Annotated in this window: 18 protein-coding genes and 1 tRNA gene; 14 read left to right on the top strand and 5 right to left on the bottom strand. The window is 67.7% G+C overall.

Annotated elements, in window-relative coordinates; all coding sequences use genetic code 11:
• Positions 1–62 precede the first annotated feature (62 nt).
• The 10 genes from MXC11_RS03430 to MXC11_RS03385 all read left to right on the top strand — a co-directional run bounded on the left by MXC11_RS03430 (position 63) and on the right by MXC11_RS03385 (position 8,939).
• Positions 63–1,046, top strand: a complete 984-nt coding sequence (locus tag MXC11_RS03430) for an NAD(P)/FAD-dependent oxidoreductase (protein ID WP_250005347.1) — start codon at positions 63–65, stop codon at positions 1,044–1,046.
• A gap of 4 nt (positions 1,047–1,050) precedes the next feature.
• On the top strand, positions 1,051–1,266 hold the full coding sequence (locus MXC11_RS03425) for a TIGR02450 family Trp-rich protein (protein ID WP_250005328.1): 216 nt from the start codon (positions 1,051–1,053) through the stop codon (positions 1,264–1,266).
• Positions 1,267–1,492: 226 nt separating this feature from the next.
• Positions 1,493–2,437 (top strand): MerR family transcriptional regulator, encoded by a 945-nt coding sequence (locus MXC11_RS03420; protein WP_250005325.1) that lies wholly within the window; start codon positions 1,493–1,495, stop codon positions 2,435–2,437.
• Between the two features lie 8 nt (positions 2,438–2,445).
• Positions 2,446–3,882 carry a deoxyribodipyrimidine photo-lyase gene (phrB, locus tag MXC11_RS03415; protein ID WP_250005322.1) on the top strand — a complete coding sequence of 479 codons (1,437 nt, stop codon included), beginning with the start codon at positions 2,446–2,448 and terminating at the stop codon, positions 3,880–3,882.
• A 9-nt stretch (positions 3,883–3,891) separates the two neighbouring features.
• Positions 3,892–4,317, top strand: coding sequence for a nuclear transport factor 2 family protein (locus tag MXC11_RS03410; protein ID WP_250005320.1), 426 nt, complete (start codon positions 3,892–3,894; stop codon positions 4,315–4,317).
• Positions 4,317–5,078: an SDR family NAD(P)-dependent oxidoreductase gene (locus tag MXC11_RS03405; protein ID WP_250005318.1), complete on the top strand. Its 762-nt coding sequence runs from the start codon at positions 4,317–4,319 to the stop codon at positions 5,076–5,078. The genes MXC11_RS03410 and MXC11_RS03405 overlap by 1 nt, the downstream gene beginning before the upstream one ends.
• A 7-nt stretch (positions 5,079–5,085) precedes the next feature.
• A complete protein-coding gene (locus MXC11_RS03400; protein ID WP_250005316.1) occupies positions 5,086–6,333 on the top strand; it encodes an NAD(P)/FAD-dependent oxidoreductase in 1,248 nt (415 codons plus the stop codon).
• Between the two features lie 5 nt (positions 6,334–6,338).
• Positions 6,339–7,142 carry a DUF1365 domain-containing protein gene (locus MXC11_RS03395; protein ID WP_250005663.1) on the top strand — a complete coding sequence of 268 codons (804 nt, stop codon included), beginning with the start codon at positions 6,339–6,341 and terminating at the stop codon, positions 7,140–7,142.
• The gene (locus tag MXC11_RS03390) at positions 7,129–8,427 is read left to right on the top strand and encodes an SAM-dependent methyltransferase (RefSeq protein WP_250005314.1); all 1,299 of its coding nucleotides are present in this window, start codon (positions 7,129–7,131) and stop codon (positions 8,425–8,427) included. The genes MXC11_RS03395 and MXC11_RS03390 overlap by 14 nt, the downstream gene beginning before the upstream one ends.
• On the top strand, positions 8,424–8,939 hold the full coding sequence (locus MXC11_RS03385; RefSeq protein WP_250005312.1) for a DUF2878 domain-containing protein: 516 nt from the start codon (positions 8,424–8,426) through the stop codon (positions 8,937–8,939). The genes MXC11_RS03390 and MXC11_RS03385 overlap by 4 nt, the downstream gene beginning before the upstream one ends.
• Here MXC11_RS03385 and murI read toward each other — a convergent pair.
• The 5 genes from murI to hemA are packed head-to-tail and all read right to left on the bottom strand — an operon-like array spanning position 8,936 to position 13,735.
• Positions 8,936–9,730 carry a glutamate racemase gene (gene murI, locus MXC11_RS03380; protein WP_250005309.1) on the bottom strand — a complete coding sequence of 265 codons (795 nt, stop codon included), beginning with the start codon at positions 9,728–9,730 and terminating at the stop codon, positions 8,936–8,938. The genes MXC11_RS03385 and murI overlap by 4 nt on opposite strands.
• Positions 9,720–10,478 (bottom strand): molybdopterin-synthase adenylyltransferase MoeB, encoded by a 759-nt coding sequence (gene moeB, locus MXC11_RS03375; RefSeq protein ID WP_250005306.1) that lies wholly within the window; start codon positions 10,476–10,478, stop codon positions 9,720–9,722. The genes murI and moeB overlap by 11 nt, the downstream gene beginning before the upstream one ends.
• Positions 10,468–11,313, bottom strand: coding sequence for a peptide chain release factor N(5)-glutamine methyltransferase (gene prmC, locus MXC11_RS03370; protein ID WP_250005303.1), 846 nt, complete (start codon positions 11,311–11,313; stop codon positions 10,468–10,470). The genes moeB and prmC overlap by 11 nt, the downstream gene beginning before the upstream one ends.
• A gap of 19 nt (positions 11,314–11,332) precedes the next feature.
• Positions 11,333–12,415: a peptide chain release factor 1 gene (gene prfA, locus MXC11_RS03365; protein WP_250005300.1), complete on the bottom strand. Its 1,083-nt coding sequence runs from the start codon at positions 12,413–12,415 to the stop codon at positions 11,333–11,335.
• Between the two features lie 48 nt (positions 12,416–12,463).
• A complete protein-coding gene (gene hemA, locus MXC11_RS03360; RefSeq protein WP_250005291.1) occupies positions 12,464–13,735 on the bottom strand; it encodes a glutamyl-tRNA reductase in 1,272 nt (423 codons plus the stop codon).
• Positions 13,736–13,902: 167 nt separating this feature from the next.
• On the opposite strand from hemA, the gene MXC11_RS03355 reads away from it, so the two are divergent.
• From MXC11_RS03355 to MXC11_RS03340, 4 genes are all read left to right on the top strand, one after another.
• On the top strand, positions 13,903–15,630 hold the full coding sequence (locus MXC11_RS03355) for a tetratricopeptide repeat protein (protein WP_250005289.1): 1,728 nt from the start codon (positions 13,903–13,905) through the stop codon (positions 15,628–15,630).
• Positions 15,627–16,241 carry a lipoprotein insertase outer membrane protein LolB gene (gene lolB, locus MXC11_RS03350; protein WP_250005273.1) on the top strand — a complete coding sequence of 205 codons (615 nt, stop codon included), beginning with the start codon at positions 15,627–15,629 and terminating at the stop codon, positions 16,239–16,241. The genes MXC11_RS03355 and lolB overlap by 4 nt, the downstream gene beginning before the upstream one ends.
• A gap of 62 nt (positions 16,242–16,303) precedes the next feature.
• Complete coding sequence (ispE, locus tag MXC11_RS03345) at positions 16,304–17,152, top strand: 4-(cytidine 5'-diphospho)-2-C-methyl-D-erythritol kinase (RefSeq protein WP_250005271.1); 849 nt, start codon at positions 16,304–16,306, stop codon at positions 17,150–17,152.
• 18 nt (positions 17,153–17,170) lie between these two features.
• A tRNA-Gln gene (locus tag MXC11_RS03340) sits at positions 17,171–17,243 on the top strand.
• Positions 17,244–17,245: the final 2 nt, after the last annotated feature.

Genomic DNA, 17,245 nt, shown 5'->3' with positions numbered 1-17,245 from the left:
CAACCGACTTGTACAAGTTGCTTGTACAGATTAGCCTGTAATCCTCTCCAAGAGGTACTTTCATGGATACTCCTATCGCCATCATCGGCAGCGGCATGGCCGGCCTGTCGGCGGCCCATGCGCTGGTTGCGGCGGGTCGCCGCGTTCATTTGTTCGACAAGAGCCGCGGCAGCGGCGGGCGCATGTCCAGCAAGCGCAGCGAGGTCGGCGCGCTGGATCTGGGTGCGCAGTACTTCACCGCCCGCGATCCGCAGTTCATCGCCGCACTCGCGCAGTGGCAGGCCGCCGGCTGGGTCGAGACCTGGAACCCGGCGCTGTATCGCAGCCACGCCGGGGTCCTCAGCCACTCGCCGGACGATCAAGCGCGCTATGTCAGCGTGCCGCGCATGAGCGCCCTGACCCGTCACCTGCTCGGCGAGCTGCCGGCGACCTTCTCCTGCCGGATCACCGAGGTGTTCCGCGGTGAACAGCACTGGCATCTGGCCGATGCGGATGGGCGCATCCATGGCCCGTTCAGCGCGGTGATCGTCGCGGCGCCCGCCCCGCAGGCCGCCTCGCTGCTCAGCGCCGCACCTGAGCTGGCCAGTCGCGCCGCCAGCGCGGCCATGGACCCGGTCTGGGCTGTGGCGCTGGCCTTTGAAGAAGCGCTGCCCACCCCGCTTGAGGGCTGCTTCGTCAAGGACAGCCCCCTCGACTGGATCGCCCGCAACGCCCGCAAACCGGGGCGCGAAAGTAGCCACGACAGCTGGGTGCTGCACGCCTCCAGCGACTGGACCCGCCAGCATCTGGACCTGCCGGCTGAGGCGGTCATTGCAACGCTGCAAACCGCCTTTGCCGAAGTGCTGGGTGCCCGCCTGCCAGAGGCCTTCTTCAGCATCGCACACCGCTGGCTGTATGCCCGCCCGGCGCAGGATCACGCCTGGGGCACCCTGGCCGATCCGGCGCAGGGCCTGTATGCCTGTGGCGACTGGTGCCTGTCCGGGCGGGTCGAGGGCGCCTGGCTCAGCGGCTTGGCTGCCGCGCAGCAGCTGCTGGCACAGGGCTGAGACCATGCACCGCCTCAACCCGGCCAAGCTGCTGCTTTCCAAATGGACGGCCATCGAGCCGCGCCAGCGCGAGAAGCACTTTCTGGTCACCGAGCTGTACAAGGACGAGGAAGGCACCGTGCTGGCCGTCGAGCTGCAGGCAGTGCTCAGCAAGCGCAGCTGGCGCCTGGACTGGCGCGAGCTCAAGGACGATCAGCGCTGGAAGATGGGCTGGCGATAGGCTCAAAAGGCAATACAAAACCTGTACATCGCGATTGACTTGTACAACTCATTGCCTAAGATGGGCACAGGGTGTTGCTGCACCCGCCCCCACAGGCTGCACGTCCCACCCCAACGGTTCCCCCAGCGCCGGGGCTGCAGCCTGTCCCTTACCGCCGGAGCCCCGATGACTCGCACCCCGCACCGCCCGTCAGGCCCCCTTTCGTTCATCGCGCGGAGGATGATCCATGCAGACCGATCACTCGCTGGCCGATGACGAGCCCGAACTGACCGCCGAGGAGCAGGCCCAAGGCCTGCTACCGATCCGCGAAGTGGCGCGGCAGACCGGCATCAACCCCGTCACCCTGCGTGCTTGGGAGCGCCGTTACGGCCTGATCGTCCCGCAGCGCACTGCCAAGGGCCACCGGCTGTACAGCCACGCGCACATCGAGCGGGTGCGGGCGATCCAGCGCTGGCTGGGCCGTGGTGTGGCGGTCAGCCAGATTGCGGACCTTCTGGCCAGTGAAATTCCCCCGGCCAGCGATACCGCCAATCCTTGGGAGCAGCTGCGCAGCGAGCTGTTCGAGGCAGTAGTCGCCCTGGCCGAGCGCCAGCTGGATGATCTTTACAACCGCGCACTGGCGCTCTATCCGCCCCAGCCGCTCTGCCAGCACCTGCTGCTGCCGCTGTTCGAGCAGCTTGAGCAGCGCTGGCAGGGGCAGTTTGGCGCGAGCCTTGAACGGGTGTTCTTCCGCTCCTGGCTGCGCAGCAAGCTGGGTGCGCGGGTCTACCACAACAACCGCCAGCGCCAGGGCGCGCCGCTGCTGCTGGCCAACCTGTCGGAACTGCCGATGGAACCCGGGCTGTGGCTGTGTGCCTGGCTGCTCAGCGACAGCCCGTGCGCTGTCGATGTGCTGGACTGGGTGGTGCCGCCGGGCGAGCTGAACCTGGCCGTCGAGCGCCTCAAGCCGCGGGCGGTGCTGCTCTACTCCAGCCAGGCGCTCGAGATGGCCCAGCTGCGCCGCCAGCTGCCGCGCCTGCACGCCGCCTGCCCGGTGCCGCTGCTGCTGGCCGGCCCCGTGGTGCGTATCCATCAGGAGGAGCTGGCGCGTTTCGAGCGGCTCGAGCTGGTGGATACCCCACTGGAAGCCCAGCAACTGCTGCAGCGCCGCGGCCTGCTCTCCACCGTTTGAGGATTGCCATGACTTCGCCCACCCGCCTGCTCTGGCTGCGCAGCGACCTGCGCGCCCACGACAACACTGCCCTGAGCGCCGCCGCCGCGGCGGGACCGGTGGTCGCCGTGTACCTGCTGAGCCCCGCCCAATGGCTGGCCCATGATGATGCCGCCTGCAAGGTCGATTTCTGGCTGCGCAACCTGGCCGAGCTCGGCAAGAGCCTCGCCGCCCTGAACATTCCGCTGCTGTTGCGCCGCGCCGAACACTGGAGCGAGGCGCCTGCCGTGCTGCTGAACCTGTGCCGGGAGCTGGGCATTCAGGCGGTGCATGTCAACGAGGAATATGGCGTCCACGAGCAGCGCCGTGATCAGGCGGTGGCCGAGGCCCTGCAGGCAGCCGGGATCGCCTGGCATAGCCATCTCGACCAGATCTTCTTTGCCCCGGGCAGCGTGCTGACCCGCAGCGGCACCTGCTTCCAGGTCTACAGCCAGTTCCGCAAGGCCTGCTATGCGCGCCTTGGCGAGCAACTGCCGGCCCTGCAGGAGCTGCCGGCAATTCAGGCACCCAGCACGCTGGCCAGCGATCCGCTGCCGGCGGCCATCGAGGGCTTTGCCACCCCGAGCGATACGCTGCGCCAGCACTGGCCGGCGGGTGAAGCTGCGGCGCACCAGCGCCTGCAGCGCTTCATCGACGAGCACGTCGAGTGGTACGACGAGCAGCGCAATTACCCGGCGCGGCCCGGCACCAGCGCCCTGTCGCCGTATCTGGCCGCTGGGGTGCTGTCGCCGCGCCAGTGTCTGCACGCTGCGCTGCGGGTCAATCAGGGCGAATTTGCCACCGGCAATCCCGGCGTGGTCGGCTGGATCAACGAGCTGCTGTGGCGCGAGTTCTACAAGCACATTCTGGTCTGCTACCCGCGGGTCTCGATGGGCCGCGCCTTCCGCCCGGAAACCGAAACGCTGGCCTGGCGCGAGGCGCCGGCAGAGCTGGCCGCTTGGCAGCAGGGCCGCACCGGCATCCCGATCGTCGATGCGGCGATGCGCCAGCTGCTGGCCACCGGCTGGATGCACAACCGCCTGCGGATGATCACCGCGATGTTCCTGACCAAGAACCTGCTGATCGACTGGCGACACGGTGAGCGCTGGTTCATGCAGCACCTGATCGACGGCGATCTGAGCGCCAACAACGGTGGCTGGCAGTGGAGTGCCTCGACCGGCACCGACGCCGCGCCGTATTTCCGTATCTTCAACCCGCTCAGCCAGTCGGAGAAGTTCGACCCCGACGGGCAATTCATCCGCCAGTGGGTGCCGGAGCTGGCCGGCCTCAACAAGCGCGATATCCACAACCCGGCAGGCCTCGGTGGCCTGTTCGGCACCCCGGATTATCCGCGCCCGATCGTTGATCTGGCCAAGAGCCGCCAGCGCGCGCTGGATGCCTTCAAGGCCCTGGACAAGTCCACCTGAGAGATGCCGATGAGTGACTTCCTGCACACGTTCGCCCGCCGCTTTGCCGAACTGGACAGCCGCTCGCTGCACCGGCTGGGCGAGCTGTACAGCACGGATGCGCTGTTCGTCGATCCGCTGCACGAAATCCGCGGTCTGGCGGCGATGCAGCACTACTTTGGCGAACTGTATGCCAACGTCCGTGATCTGCGGTTCGACTTCCACGGCTTTGACCGCGTGCGCGAGGGCGAGGGCTATCTGCGCTGGACCATGAGCTACCGCCACCCGCGCCTGGCCCACGGGCGGCTGATCCGCGTCGAAGGGTGCTCGCATCTGCTCTGGCAGGATGGCAAGGTGTACCGGCACCGCGACTATTTTGACGCCGGTGCGCTGCTCTACGAGCATCTGCCCCTCATGGGGCGGATCATTGCCTGGCTGAAAAGGAGACTGGCGTGATGAGTCCTCGACGTATCTGGCTGACCGGCGCCAGCAGCGGCATCGGCGCCGCCCTGGCGGAGCAGCTGCTCAAGGAAGGTCACTACCTGGCCCTGAGCGCCCGGCGCCGCGAGCCACTCGATGCACTGGCGGCGCGCTGGCCGCAGCAGGTGCTGGTGCTGCCCGGCGATCTGAGCGATCAGGCCAGCGTGCAGGCGCTGGGCGAGCGGATCGCCTCCGAATGGGGTGCGCTGGATACCGCGCTGCTCAATGCCGGCACCTGTGAGTACATCGAGGTGCGCGCCTTCGAGGCGGCGATGGTCGGGCGCATGCTGCAAAGTAACCTGATGTCGGCGGCCTACTGCATCGAGGCCGCGCTGCCGCTGCTGCGCAAGGGCCGCGAGCCGCTGCTGGCCGGGGTGTCCAGCGCGGTCACCTTCCTCGCCCTGCCACGGGCCGAGGCCTATGGGGCGTCCAAGGCCGGGCTGCGTTATCTGCTGCAGTCGCTGCGTACCGATCTGGCCGATGAAGGCATCGCCGTGAGCGTGATCAGCCCGGGCTTTGTCGATACCCCGCTCACACGGCGCAACGATTTCCCCATGCCGATGCGCTGGCCGGCCGAGCGCGCAGCCCGTTACATTGCCGCGCGGCTGCCCAAGCGGTCGCCGGAAATTGCCTTCCCCGGGCCGTTCATCGCCAGCCTGCTGCTGCTTGCGCACCTGCCGGCCCGCCTGCAACTGGCCCTGACCCGCCGCATGAGTCGCAACACTGCCAAGGATTGATCCGCCCATGAATATCGCCATCGTCGGCAGCGGCATTGCCGGCCTGACCACCGCCTACCTGCTGTCCCGTCAGCACCAGGTCACCGTCTTTGAGGCCGGTGACTGGATCGGCGGGCATACCCATACCGTCGATGTCGAGCTTGAGGGGCGCAACCACGCGGTGGATACCGGTTTCATCGTCTTCAACGACTGGACCTATCCGAACTTCATCCGCCTGCTCGACCAGCTGGGCGTCGCCTCGCAGCCGACCGAGATGAGCTTCTCGGTACATGATCCGGCCAGCGGCACCGAGTACAACGGCAACAACCTCAACAGCCTGTTCGCCCAGCGTAGCAACCTGCTGTCGCTGCCGTTCCTTGGCATGTTGCGCGACATCCTGCGCTTCAACCGCGAGGCCCTGGCGGATCTGGAGCAGCAGCGTCTGGCCGCCGGCACTACCCTGGGCGACTACCTGAGCAGCCGGGGCTACGGGCAGCGCTTCATCGATCACTACATCGTGCCGATGGGCGCGGCGATCTGGTCGATGTCGCTGGAGCGCATGCTGGGCTTCCCGCTGGAATTTTTCGTGCGCTTCTTCAAGAATCACGGCCTGCTGTCGGTCAGCGACCGGCCGCAGTGGCGGGTAATTCGTGGGGGCTCGCGCAGCTACATCGAGCCGCTGACCCAGAGCTTTCACGAGCGCATCCGTCTGAACTGCAAGGTCGAGCGCATCGAGCGCGATGCCGAGGGCGTGACCGTACACAGCGCCGCCGGCGTCGAGCGCTTCGACAAGATCGTGCTGGCCTGCCACAGCGATCAGGCGCTGGCCCTGCTCGCCGAGCCGAGCGCCGCCGAGCAGGAAATCCTCAGCGCCCTGCCCTACGCCGATAACGATGTGCTGCTGCACACCGACACCCGGCGCCTGCCCGAGCGGCGTCTGGCCTGGGCGAGCTGGAACTACCGGCTGGGCGGCCCGGTGGAGCGCCCGGCGGCAGTCACCTACAACATGAACATCCTGCAGGGGCTCAGCGCCTCGCGCACCTTCTGCGTCAGCCTCAACCAGAACGAGACGGTGGACCCAGCGCAGGTGATCGGCCGCTACACCTACGCCCATCCCCAGTACAGCCTGGAGGCCGTGGCGGCGCAGGCGCGCTGGGCGGAGCTGCGCGGCCCGCAGCACACCTACTACTGCGGCGCCTACTGGGCCAACGGCTTCCATGAGGATGGCGTGGTCAGTGCGCTGCGCGTGGCCGAAGCCTTCGGGGAGTCGCTGTGAACGCGCTGACCCACAGTGCGCTGTATCACGGCTGGGTGCGGCACCGGCGGCTGCGCCCGCGAGCCCATGCCTTTCGCTACACCATCGGCATGCTCTATCTGGACCTGGGCGAGGAAGAGGCGCTATTTCGTCTCTCGCCGCTGGTCAGCCGGCGACGCTTTGCGCCGCTGTCGTTTCGCCCTACCGACTACCTGCCGCACCTGACCGGCCGTGGCCTGTCGCTGCTGGAAGCAGCACGCCACTGCCTGGAGGAAGCACTGGGCGCGGAGGCACCGCGCGGGCGCATCCGCCTGCTCACCCAGCCGCGCTGCTTTGGCCTGAGCTTCAACCCGGTGAGCTTCTACTACTGCTTCGATCGCGAGGAGCGGCTGGCAGCGATCATCGCCGAGGTCACCAACACCCCCTGGGGCGAGCGTTACCAGTACGTCTTGCCCGCCGAAGGCGCCGGCAGCCAGCACTTTGCGGTGGCCAAGTCCTTCCATGTCTCGCCGTTTTTGCCACGTGATCTGGAGTACCACCTGCATTTCAGTCCACCGGGGGCGCGCCTGGGCGTGCACATGGAGGACCATGACCGCGACGGCAAGCTGTTCGATGCCACCCTGGGCCTTGAACACCGCCCGCTCAGCCGCGCCAGTCTGCACCAGTACCTGCGCGCCTTCCCGTGGATGACCGCCAAGACGGTGCTCGGCATCTACTGGCAGGCCCTGCGCCTGGCCCTCAAGCGCACTCCGTTCTTCCCCCATCAAGCGGCTGACGGATCGTTCCGCGTCGCCCGCCGCCACAAGGAGTCCACCCATGAAGAGCTCTAGCCTGAGTACTGTCCGTACCCGCAGCCGCCTGCTCGGAGGCCTGGGGGTGCTTGGTCTGTCCACCCGGCTGCTGCGCAGTGCCGTCCTGCGCCAGCTCGGCCAGCTGCGCCGCGGCCGCCTGCTGCTGGTCGAGGGCGATGAGTGCCTGAGCTTTGGGGATGCGCACGCCGAGCTGCATGCCGAAATCCACGTGCATGACAACGCCGCCTGGGGTCTGGTGGCCACCAACGGCTCGGTGGGCGCAGGCGAGGCGTATATCCACGGTTACTGGAGCAGCCCGGATCTGACCGCGGTGATCCGCATCTTTGTCGCCAACCTTGAGGTGCTGGATGCGATGGAAGGCGGACTGGCCGCCTTAAGCCACCCGGTGCTGCGCGCACTGCATGCCATCAACCGCAACTCGCGCGAGGGCTCGCGGCGTAACATTGCTGCCCACTACGACCTGGGCAATGACCTGTTCGAGGCCTTCCTCGATCCGACCATGATGTACTCGGCGGCCATGTACCAGCGCGCCGAGGACACCCTGGAGCAGGCGCAGCTCAACAAGCTCGAGCGCATCTGCCAGAAGCTCGACCTCAAACCCTCCGACCACCTGCTGGAGATCGGCACCGGCTGGGGCAGCATGGCGCTGTATGCCGCCCAGCATTGCGGCTGCCGGGTGACCACCACCACCCTGTCCCGCGAGCAGCACGCCTACACCGCCGAGCGCATCCGCACGCTGGGTCTGGAGGATCGCGTCACCCTGCTGCTGGAGGACTACCGCGACCTGACCGGCCAGTACGACAAGCTGGTGTCGATCGAGATGATCGAGGCGGTCGGGCATCGCTACCTGCCGGAATACTTCCGCCAATGCGCGCACCTGCTCAAGCCCGACGGGCTGATGCTGCTGCAGGCCATCACCATCCGCGACCAGCGCTACCAGCAGGCCTGCAACAGCGTGGACTTCATCCAGCGCTACATCTTCCCCGGCGGCGCGCTGCCCTCGATCGAGGCGATGCTCAAGACCATTACCGGCGGCACCGACATGAACCTGCTGCACCTGGAGGACTTCGGCCCGCACTATGCGCGCACCCTGCGCCAGTGGCACGACAACCTGCGCCATGCCCGGGTCGAGCTGGAGCAGCGCGGCTATGACGACTACTTCTTCCGCCTCTGGGAGTTCTATCTGTGCTACTGCGAGGGCGGCTTCCTGGAGCGCACCATCGGTACCGTCCAGATGCTGCTGGCCAAGCCCGATGCCCGCCCGCAGTCGCTGCTGGGCGACTTGAGCCTCGCCCGCGCATGAACCGCGCCCTGCTGCTGAATGCGCTGCTGTTTCAGGCCGGCTGGCTGGCGTGCATCTACGCCGCCACCCAGCCGCTGCTGTTGGGCGTGGCCGCGCTGATGCTGCTCGCGCACTTTCTGCCCCGCGGGCGCTGGCAGGCCGAGGGCCGTCTGGTGGCCAGTGTGCTGATTGCCGGCAGCGCGCTGGACAGCCTGCTGCTGCAGATGGGCGTGTTCGACTTTGGCGAGCCGCGCACGCTGATTCCCGCCTGGCTGGCACTGCTCTGGGCGCTGCTTGGCACCACCCTCAATCATTGCCTGGCGTGGAGCGCCAAGCCCTGGTGGCTATCCAGCCTGCTCGGTGCGCTCGGCGGGCCACTGGCCTACTGGAGCGGCGCGCAGCTGGCTGGGGTCGGCATGCCGCTGGGTGAGACCGTTACCCTCACTCTGCTGGCCCTGCTCTGGGCACTCTTGATGCCGGTGCTGCACGGCTTTGCCGCCCTGTACCGTGCCCGCGCGGCACTGGCGGGTTAGCGCGCCAGCGCCGTCACCTCGGCGGCCTCACCCCACAAAAGCGGCAGCAGCGGTTTGAGCGCCGCTGGGTCACCACTGCTCCAGAAGCGCGCCGGCCGCGCCGGTCCACGGGCACACAGCTCACCGGCCACCAGCCGGCGCTCCAGCTGGCGGGCCACCGCGGCGCCGCTGTCGGTCAGCTGCACCTCGGGCGGCAACAGCTCGGCCAGCAACTCACGCAGGAACGGATAATGGGTGCAGCCGAGCACCACGGTATCGCAGCCGCCTTCCAGCAGCGGCTGTACATAGCGCTTGAGCAGCGCACGGGTCGAGGCACTGTGCAGCTCGCCGCGCTCCACGCACTCCACCAGCCCCGGACAGGCCTGAGCGATGACATGGGCGTTGCCGGCAAACTGATCGCGCAGCAACGCATAACGGGCACTGGCCAGGGTGCCGGTAGTGGCCAGCACGCCGATCACCCCGCAGCGGGTCAGCGCCGCGGCAGGCTTGATCGCCGGCTCCAGCCCGACGATCGGCAACAGCGGATACTGCTCGCGCAGCTCGGCAATCGCCGCCACCGTCGCGGTATTGCAGGCGATCACCAGCGCCTTGGCCTGCTGCTCGAGCAGAAAGGCTGCCACCGCACGGCAGCGCGCCAGGATGTACTCGCGGCTCTTCTCGCCGTAGGGCACATGGCCGCTGTCAGCGACATACAGCAGCGATTCCTGCGGCAGCTGACGGCGGATCTCACCCAGCACCGAGAGGCCACCGACGCCGGAATCAAAGACGCCGATCGGCGCCTCACAGGCCATGACGCGCCCCGCACACCGGGCACTCGGGATCACGCGGGACGCGCAGCTCGCGAAAGTGCGTCTGCCGCCCATCGACCAGCAGCAGGCGCCCGACCAGCGGCTCGCCAAAGCCGGCCAGCAGCTTGAGCACCTCCAGCGCCTGCAGGCTGCCAATGGTGCCGACCAGCGGACCCAGCACCCCGGCTTCGCTGCAGGTCAGCGCCTCATCACCGCTCTCACCGTACAGGCAGTGGTAGCAGGGACTCTCGGCGCGGCGCGGATCAAAGACCGCCAGCTGGCCCTCCAGACGGATCGCCGCACCGGACACCAGCGGCTTGCCGGCCGCCACACAGGCGGCATTCACAGCGGCGCGGGTGGCGAAGTTGTCGCAGCAGTCCACCACCACATCGACCGCCGCCACCGCGGCAGCCAGCGCAGCATCTGCCAGCGCGCCGTGGTGCGGGATCAGGCGAATCTGCGGATTGAGGGCGGACAAGCGCGCGAGGGCCGAATCGACCTTGCGCTGGCCGAGGCTGGCCGTATCGTGCAGCACCTGACGCTGCAGATTGCTCAGATCCACACGGTCGAAATCGGCCAGATGCAGCTCGCCGACCCCGGCGGCGGCCAGATACAGCGCGACCGGCGAGCCAAGCCCACCGAGGCCGACCACCAGCACCCGACCGGCGCCGATGCGCAGCTGGCCGTCGATATCGACCTCACGCAGCAGGATCTGCCGGCTGTAGCGCAGCAGTTCGTCATCACTGAGCATCGCGCGCTCCTGTCCACTGCCCCAGCGTAATCCGCTCATGGCCACCCAGATCACGGCGACTCGTCACTGCGGCAAAGCCTTGCGCGGTAAACAGCGCGCGGACCACCTCGGCCTGGTCATAGCCGTGCTCGAGCAGCAGCCAGCCACCGGGCTCAAGATACGCCGGCGCCTCGCGCACGATCTGGCGGATATCGTCCAGCCCGTCATGGCCGGCCACCAGCGCGCTGGCCGGCTCGAAGCGCACATCGCCCTCGCCCAGATGCCGGTCATCCGCGGCGATATACGGCGGATTGCCGACGATCAGCGCAAAGTGCTCACCGGCCAGCGCCGCGAACCAGTGACTCTCGAGAAAACGTACATTCCCCAATTGGAGCCGCATGCGGTTGCGCTCGGCCAGCTGCACCGCCTCCGCCACCCGATCCACCCCCACGAGCTGCCAGTGCGGCCGCTCGCAGGCCAGCGCCAGCGCGATGGCCCCGCTGCCGGTGCCCAGATCCAGCACCAGGGCCGGCCCCGGCGGGCCGAGGCTGAGCGCCGCCTCGACCAGCAGTTCGGTATCCGGGCGCGGGATCAGAGTATGCGGCGCCACCTCCAGCTCCAGACTCCAAAAGCCCTGCCGCCCCAGCAGATACGCCACCGGCTCCCCCGTCCGGCGCCGCGCCAGCAGCGCGGCAAAGGCTGCGCACTGCTCGGCCGAGGGCTCGCGCTCCGGCCAGGTGCGCAGGTAGCTGCGCGGTTTGCCGAGCACATGGGCGAGCAGCAGCTCGGCATCCAGGCGGGCGCTGGGCGAGTCGGGCAGCGTGGCGCTGGCCAGCAGGGTGTCGATGGTTGGCATCAGGGCTCTCGTCGAGGATTCAGTCACCCAGGGCCGCCAGCTGGTCGGCCTGGTATTCCTGCAACAGCGGTTCGATCACCTGTTCGACCGCCCCGCCCATCACCTCGTTCAGCGCGTAGAGGGTCAGGTTGATGCGATGGTCAGTGACGCGCCCCTGGGGGAAGTTGTAGGTACGGATGCGCTCGGAGCGATCGCCGGAGCCGACCAAGAGCTTGCGGGTCTCGGAGATTTCCCGGTGCGCGGCGGCGTCCTGCTGATCCTGCAGACGAGCCGCCAGCCAGGCCATCGCCTTGGCGCGGTTCTTGTGCTGGGAGCGCTCTTCCTGACACTCGACCACGATCCCGGAGGGGATGTGGGTGATGCGGATCGCCGATTCGGTCTTGTTGACGTGCTGGCCACCGGCGCCGGAGGCGCGGTAGGTATCGACGCGCAGATCCGCCGGATTGATCTCGATGGCCGCCTGCTCGTCGGGCTCGGGCAGCACCGCCACGGTGCAGGCCGAGGTGTGGATGCGCCCCTGGGATTCGGTGGCGGGCACGCGCTGCACACGATGGGCGCCGGACTCGAACTTGAGCTTGGCATAGACGCTATCGCCCTCGACCCGCGCGATCACCTCCTTGTAGCCACCGTGCTCGCCTTCGCTCTCGGAGAGGATCTCGACCCGCCAACCCTGACGCTCGGCATAGCGCGAGTACATGCGGAACAGATCGCCGGAGAAGATCGCCGCCTCGTCACCGCCGGTGCCAGCGCGGATTTCGAGAAACACGTTGCGCCCATCGCGAGGGTCCTTGGGCAGCAGCATGCGTTGCAGATTCGTTTCAAGCGCCTCGAGCTGCGCGCGGGACTCGGCCACTTCTTCCTCGGCCATGGCGCGCAGATCCGGGTCGCTGTCCTTGAGCAGCGCCTGGGCGCCTTCCAGATCGCCCTGCACCTTGCGCAGGGCGCGGAAGGCCTCGATCACCGGCTCGATCTCCGCATATTCACGGGAGTAGGCGCGGAATTTGGACTGATCACTGATCACCTCGGCATCGCCGAGCAGCGCGGTCAGCTCCTCGAAACGATCCTGCAGGGTATCGAGCTTGTTGAGCAGCGAGGCTTTCATCGGGGGACTCACCATGGACCCGCGGCATCAGGGGCGCGGGCGATGCGGTTAGCGGTGGGGCGCAGCAGCCCCGTCGAGATCGAGCAGTTCCTGAGCCACGGCCAGCGCATCGTGGCGGCCGGCGGCGGAGAATTTCTTCAGCTGCACGCTCGGGGCATGCAGCAGCTTGTTGGTCAGGCCGCGGGCCAGCTGGGCCAGTACATCCTCGGCCGGCGTGCCGTTGCCGAGCAGGCGCAGCGCCTTGGTCAACTCCTCGTCGCGCAGCTGCTCGGCGCGCGCGCGGTAGCTGCGCAGCAAATCGAGGCTGTCGCGCTCGCGCAGGCGCTCGGCAAACTCGGCCACCCCGGCCAGCACCAGCTCCTCGGCGGCCTGAGCCGCGCCCTGGCGGCTGCGCAGGTTTTCGGCAATGACCTCGTGCAGGTCATCCACCGTATAAAGGTAGATGTCGTCCAGTTCGCCGACTTCCGGCTCGATATCCCGCGGTACGGCGATATCGACCATGAACACCGGGCGATGCTTGCGCTTTTTCAACGCCCGCTCGACCGCGCCCTTGCCGAGAATCGGCAGCGGGCTGGCGGTGGAGCTGATGACGATGTCGCTGTGCACCAGCTGCTCGGGAATGTCGGCCAGCAGCACCGCCTGGCCGCCGATCTCGCTGGCCAGCTGGCGGGCGCGCTCAAGGGTGCGGTTGGCGACCACGATGCGCGAGACGCCCTGCTCGTGCAGATGGCGAGCCACCAGCGCGATGGTCTCGCCGGCACCGATCAGCAGCGCTTGGCTGCGCTTGAGGTCACTGAAGATCTGCTTGGCCAGACTGACCGCGGCGAAGGCCACCGACACCGGGTTCTCGCCGATGCGTGTATCGGTGCGCACCGTCTTGGCGGTGTTGAAGGTCGCCTGGAACAGCCGGCCCAGCTGCGGACCCAGAGTGCCAGCCTCGCGGGCGCTGGCGTAGGCATCCTTCATCTGGCCGAGGATCTGCGGCTCACCGAGGATCATCGAATCCAGACCACAGGCCACCCGCATCATGTGGCGCACCGCCTCGCTGTCTTCATGGACATAAGCGCAGCGGCGCAGCTCATGGAGATCAAGGTGATGGTACTGCGCCAGCCAGGCGAGGATCGCCTCGGGCTGCGCTTCATCCAGCGCCAGGTACAATTCGCTGCGGTTGCAGGTCGAGAGGATCGCCGCCTCGCGGCACGGCTCCACCCGGCACAGCTGCTGCAGGGCGTCGACCAGCCGCTCGGGGCCAAAGGCCACGCGCTCGCGTACCGCAACCGAGGCGGTCTTGTGGTTGATGCCGAGGGCGAGAAATGCCATGCGCGAGGTAGGGAAATGGCCAGACAGGCCGGGGATTGTCCTACTTAGCCCGGTGCAGAACAACTGCCCGCGCATGATCACGCCGATAGAGCGGGCTGTGCCATGGGATTGACCCGGTGCTTGTGTCATGATTGCCGCCTTGCCCGGTATGCCTGCGAGCCCCTGCCATGACCCGATCCCTCGCCCTGCTGAGCGCCCTGGCGCTGCTTGGCGGTTGCCAGTCCCTGTCCTCCCCCGTCTCCGCGGAGCGCATGCCCGCGGTGAGCCAGAGTGCCCCGGCCAGCACGAGTGCGGCGCCGGTCGCTTCGTTCAGCGCCGAGACCCTGTATGCCCTCCTGGTCGCCGAGCTGGCCGGCCAGCGCGAGCGCTTTGATCTGGCGCTTGAGCAGTATGTGGAGCAGGCCCACCTCACCGCCGACCCGGCAGTGGCCGAGCGGGCCTTCCGGATCGCCGAGTACCTGGGCGCCGAGGACGCGGCGCTGGACACAGCGATCCTCTGGGCGCGCCACGCCCGCGACAACCTCGATGCCCAGCGCAGCGCGGCGATCCAGCTGGCGCGCGCCGGTCGCCATGAAGAGGCGATGCTGTACATGGAGCAGGTGCTACTCTCCGATGGCAGCACTCACTTCGATTTTCTGGCGCTGAGCGCCGCCCAGGTCGATGACGACACCCGGCGCGGGCTGCTCAAGGCCTTCGCCCGCCTGCTACGCCGCTACCCCGACAACAGCCAGCTGCTGTTCGGTCAGGCGGTGCTGCTGCAGCAGGATGGCCGCCTGGAGCAGGCGCTCGCGGGCCTGAGCGCGCACCCGGCCGGCAGCCGCGAGATCAACCTGCTGCTGCTGCGCACCCGCCTGCTCAATGCGCTGCAGCGCGGCGCAGAGAGCCTGCCGCTGCTGGAAGCTGGTCTGGATCTGCACCCGGACGATAAGCGCCTGCGCCTGACCTATGCCCGCCAGCTGCTCGAGCAAGCCCAGTACGACAAGGCCCGCGAGCAGTTCGCCTTCCTGCTGGCCGGCGATCCGGACGACGATGACCTGTACCTGTCGCTGGCCCTGCTCGATCTGGAAACCCGCCGCTGGGACGAGGCCCGCCAGCACCTGGAAACCCTGCTGGAGCGCGGCAGTCATGTGGATACCGCGCACTTCCAGCTCGGGCGCCTGGCCGAGCAGGACAAGGACATCGACGCGGCGCTGCGCGCCTATGGCGCCGTCGGCCCGGGCAACGAGTATCTGCCCGCGCAGCTGCGCCGCAGCGAGCTGCTGCTGCGCGCCGGACGCGGCGCTGAAGCCCTGCAGCAGCTGGCCGACGCCCGCCAGCGCCAGCCCGACTACGCCCTGCAGCTCTATCAGGTAGAGATCGACGCCCTGTCGCGCCTGGGCGATCCCGCGCAAGCCTGGCAAAGCCTTGCCGCCGCGCTACAGCAGTTCCCGGAGGATCTCAACCTGCTGTATGTGCGGGCCATGCTCGCCGAGCAGCGCAACGATTTGGTGACCCTGGAGACGGATCTGCGCTTTATCCTCGAGCGCGAGCCGGAAAACGCCATGGCCCTCAATGCCCTGGGCTACACCCTGGCCGATCGCACCACGCGCTACGCCGAGGCGCTCGAGCTGATCACCCAGGCCCACAGCCTGAACCCGGACGATCCGGCCATCCTCGACAGCCTCGGCTGGGTGCATTACCGCATGGGCAAGCTGGAGGAGGCCGAACGCTGGCTGCGCCAGGCCCACGCACGGATGTCCGACCAAGAAATCGCCGCCCATCTGGGCGAGGTGCTGTGGATACGCGGACAGCGCCGCGAGGCACGGGCACTCTGGCGCGAGGCATTTGCCAAGGACCCGGAGGGCACCATCCTGCGTGAGACCCTGCGCCGCCTGACCGGCAAGGAGGCGCCGTGAAACGCACCCTGCTCTGGCTGAGCGCCGTCCTGCTTCTTGGCGGCTGCTCAGCCTTTACACCGCGCGAGGCGCTCGATGGGCAAGGCGAGGCCAGCGCCTGGCGCAGCCACAAGGCCAGCGTCAGTGACATCGATGCCTGGCAGATCAGCGGCAAGGTCGGCATCCGCGCGCCGCAGGATTCGGGCAGCGGCACGCTGTTCTGGCTGCAGCGCCAGCAGTACCACGACATTCGCCTGTCCGGCCCGCTGGGCCGCGGTGCGGCGCGCCTGACCGGCCGCGAAGGCGAGGTCTTGCTGGAAGTCGCCAATCAGGGCCGCTATCAGGCCGCCTCCGCCGAGGATCTGCTGGAGCAGCAACTGGGCTGGCGCCTGCCGGTCAGCCATCTGCTGTGGTGGGTACGCGGCTTGCCGGCCCCCGACAGCCGCAGCCGCCTGACGCTGGATCGCGACAGCCGCCTGGCGCATCTTGAGCAGGATGGCTGGGACATCGATTACAGCCAGTACAGCCGTCACGGTGATTACTGGCTGCCAGGGCGTCTGCGCCTGTCCGGGCATGATCTGGACATCACCCTGGTCATCAAGGAGTGGCTGCCACGCCGCCTCGCGCCATGAATCTCAGTCTCTCTCATCCGCCCACCGCCGGCACCGGGCCGATCCCGGCGGATGCCACGCTGATGCTGCCGGCCCCGGCCAAGCTCAACCTGTTCCTGCACGTCACTGGCCGGCGCGCAGACGGCTATCACACGCTGCAGACCCTGTTCCAGTTCCTCGACTACGGCGACTGGCTGGGCTTTCGCTGCCGTGACGACGGGCAGATCCGCCTACATACGCCCATCGCAGGCGTCGCCCACGATGACAACCTGATCGTGCGCGCGGCGCGCCTGCTGCAACAGCAGAGCGGCACGGCGCTGGGTGCTGACCTCTGGCTGGACAAACGTCTGCCCATGGGCGGGGGCATCGGTGGCGGCAGCTCGGATGCCGCCACCACCCTGCTCGGCCTCGATCACCTGTGGGGTTGTGAGCTGGGGCTTGAGCGCCTGGCCGCGCTGGGCCTGCAACTCGGCGCGGATGTGCCGGTGTTCGTCCGCGGACGGGCCGCGTTTGCCGAAGGTGTCGGCGAGCAGTTGACCCCGGTGACGCTGGATGAGCCCTGGTACCTGGTGGCCGTCCCGGCGGTCTCGATCAGCACCGCAGAAATTTTCTCGGCACCGGAGTTGACACGCCATACACCGGTCATTAAAGTTTGCGGCCTTCCCGAGGGGGGTGGTCACAACGACTGCCAGCCAGTCGTCGAGGCACGTTATCCAGAAGTTCGTAACGTGTTGAACTTGCTGAACAAGTTTGTTCAGTCAAGGATGACCGGCACCGGAGCCTGCGTGTTTGGGAGCTTCCCAAATGCAAGTGATGCTGATAAAGTCTCGCGCCAGCTTCCGGTCACCTTGAAGTACTTTATAGCCCACGGATGCAACCTCTCACCGTTGCACCAGAGGCTGGAAAGATGCAAGGCGGAAGCAGGTGTCTAGCACCGGGTTGTACGATACAGGGGCGTCGCCAAGTTGGTAAGGCAGCAGGTTTTGATCCTGCCATGCGTTGGTTCGAGTCCAGCCGCCCCTGCC

Origin of the sequence: Pseudomonas eutrophicaquae (assembly GCF_023544715.1) — a bacterium.
Classification (GTDB): Bacteria; Pseudomonadota; Gammaproteobacteria; order Pseudomonadales; family Pseudomonadaceae; genus Geopseudomonas.
This window is presented reverse-complemented; position numbering and strand designations above follow the sequence as displayed.

Bases quoted from the DNA above. Each gene is read 5' to 3' on its own strand.
- MXC11_RS03430 (WP_250005347.1), top strand. From the start codon at position 63: ATGGATACTCCTATCGCCATCATCGGCAGCGGCATGGCCGGCCTGTCG.
- MXC11_RS03425 (WP_250005328.1), top strand. From the start codon at position 1,051: ATGCACCGCCTCAACCCGGCCAAGCTGCTGCTTTCCAAATGGACGGCC.
- MXC11_RS03420 (WP_250005325.1), top strand. From the start codon at position 1,493: ATGCAGACCGATCACTCGCTGGCCGATGACGAGCCCGAACTGACCGCC.
- phrB (WP_250005322.1), top strand. From the start codon at position 2,446: ATGACTTCGCCCACCCGCCTGCTCTGGCTGCGCAGCGACCTGCGCGCC.
- MXC11_RS03410 (WP_250005320.1), top strand. From the start codon at position 3,892: ATGAGTGACTTCCTGCACACGTTCGCCCGCCGCTTTGCCGAACTGGAC.
- MXC11_RS03405 (WP_250005318.1), top strand. From the start codon at position 4,317: ATGAGTCCTCGACGTATCTGGCTGACCGGCGCCAGCAGCGGCATCGGC.
- MXC11_RS03400 (WP_250005316.1), top strand. From the start codon at position 5,086: ATGAATATCGCCATCGTCGGCAGCGGCATTGCCGGCCTGACCACCGCC.
- MXC11_RS03390 (WP_250005314.1), top strand. From the start codon at position 7,129: ATGAAGAGCTCTAGCCTGAGTACTGTCCGTACCCGCAGCCGCCTGCTC.
- MXC11_RS03385 (WP_250005312.1), top strand. From the start codon at position 8,424: ATGAACCGCGCCCTGCTGCTGAATGCGCTGCTGTTTCAGGCCGGCTGG.
- murI (WP_250005309.1), bottom strand. From the start codon at position 9,730: ATGGCCTGTGAGGCGCCGATCGGCGTCTTTGATTCCGGCGTCGGTGGC.
- moeB (WP_250005306.1), bottom strand. From the start codon at position 10,478: ATGCTCAGTGATGACGAACTGCTGCGCTACAGCCGGCAGATCCTGCTG.
- prmC (WP_250005303.1), bottom strand. From the start codon at position 11,313: ATGCCAACCATCGACACCCTGCTGGCCAGCGCCACGCTGCCCGACTCG.
- prfA (WP_250005300.1), bottom strand. From the start codon at position 12,415: ATGAAAGCCTCGCTGCTCAACAAGCTCGATACCCTGCAGGATCGTTTC.
- hemA (WP_250005291.1), bottom strand. From the start codon at position 13,735: ATGGCATTTCTCGCCCTCGGCATCAACCACAAGACCGCCTCGGTTGCG.
- MXC11_RS03355 (WP_250005289.1), top strand. From the start codon at position 13,903: ATGACCCGATCCCTCGCCCTGCTGAGCGCCCTGGCGCTGCTTGGCGGT.
- ispE (WP_250005271.1), top strand. From the start codon at position 16,304: ATGCTGCCGGCCCCGGCCAAGCTCAACCTGTTCCTGCACGTCACTGGC.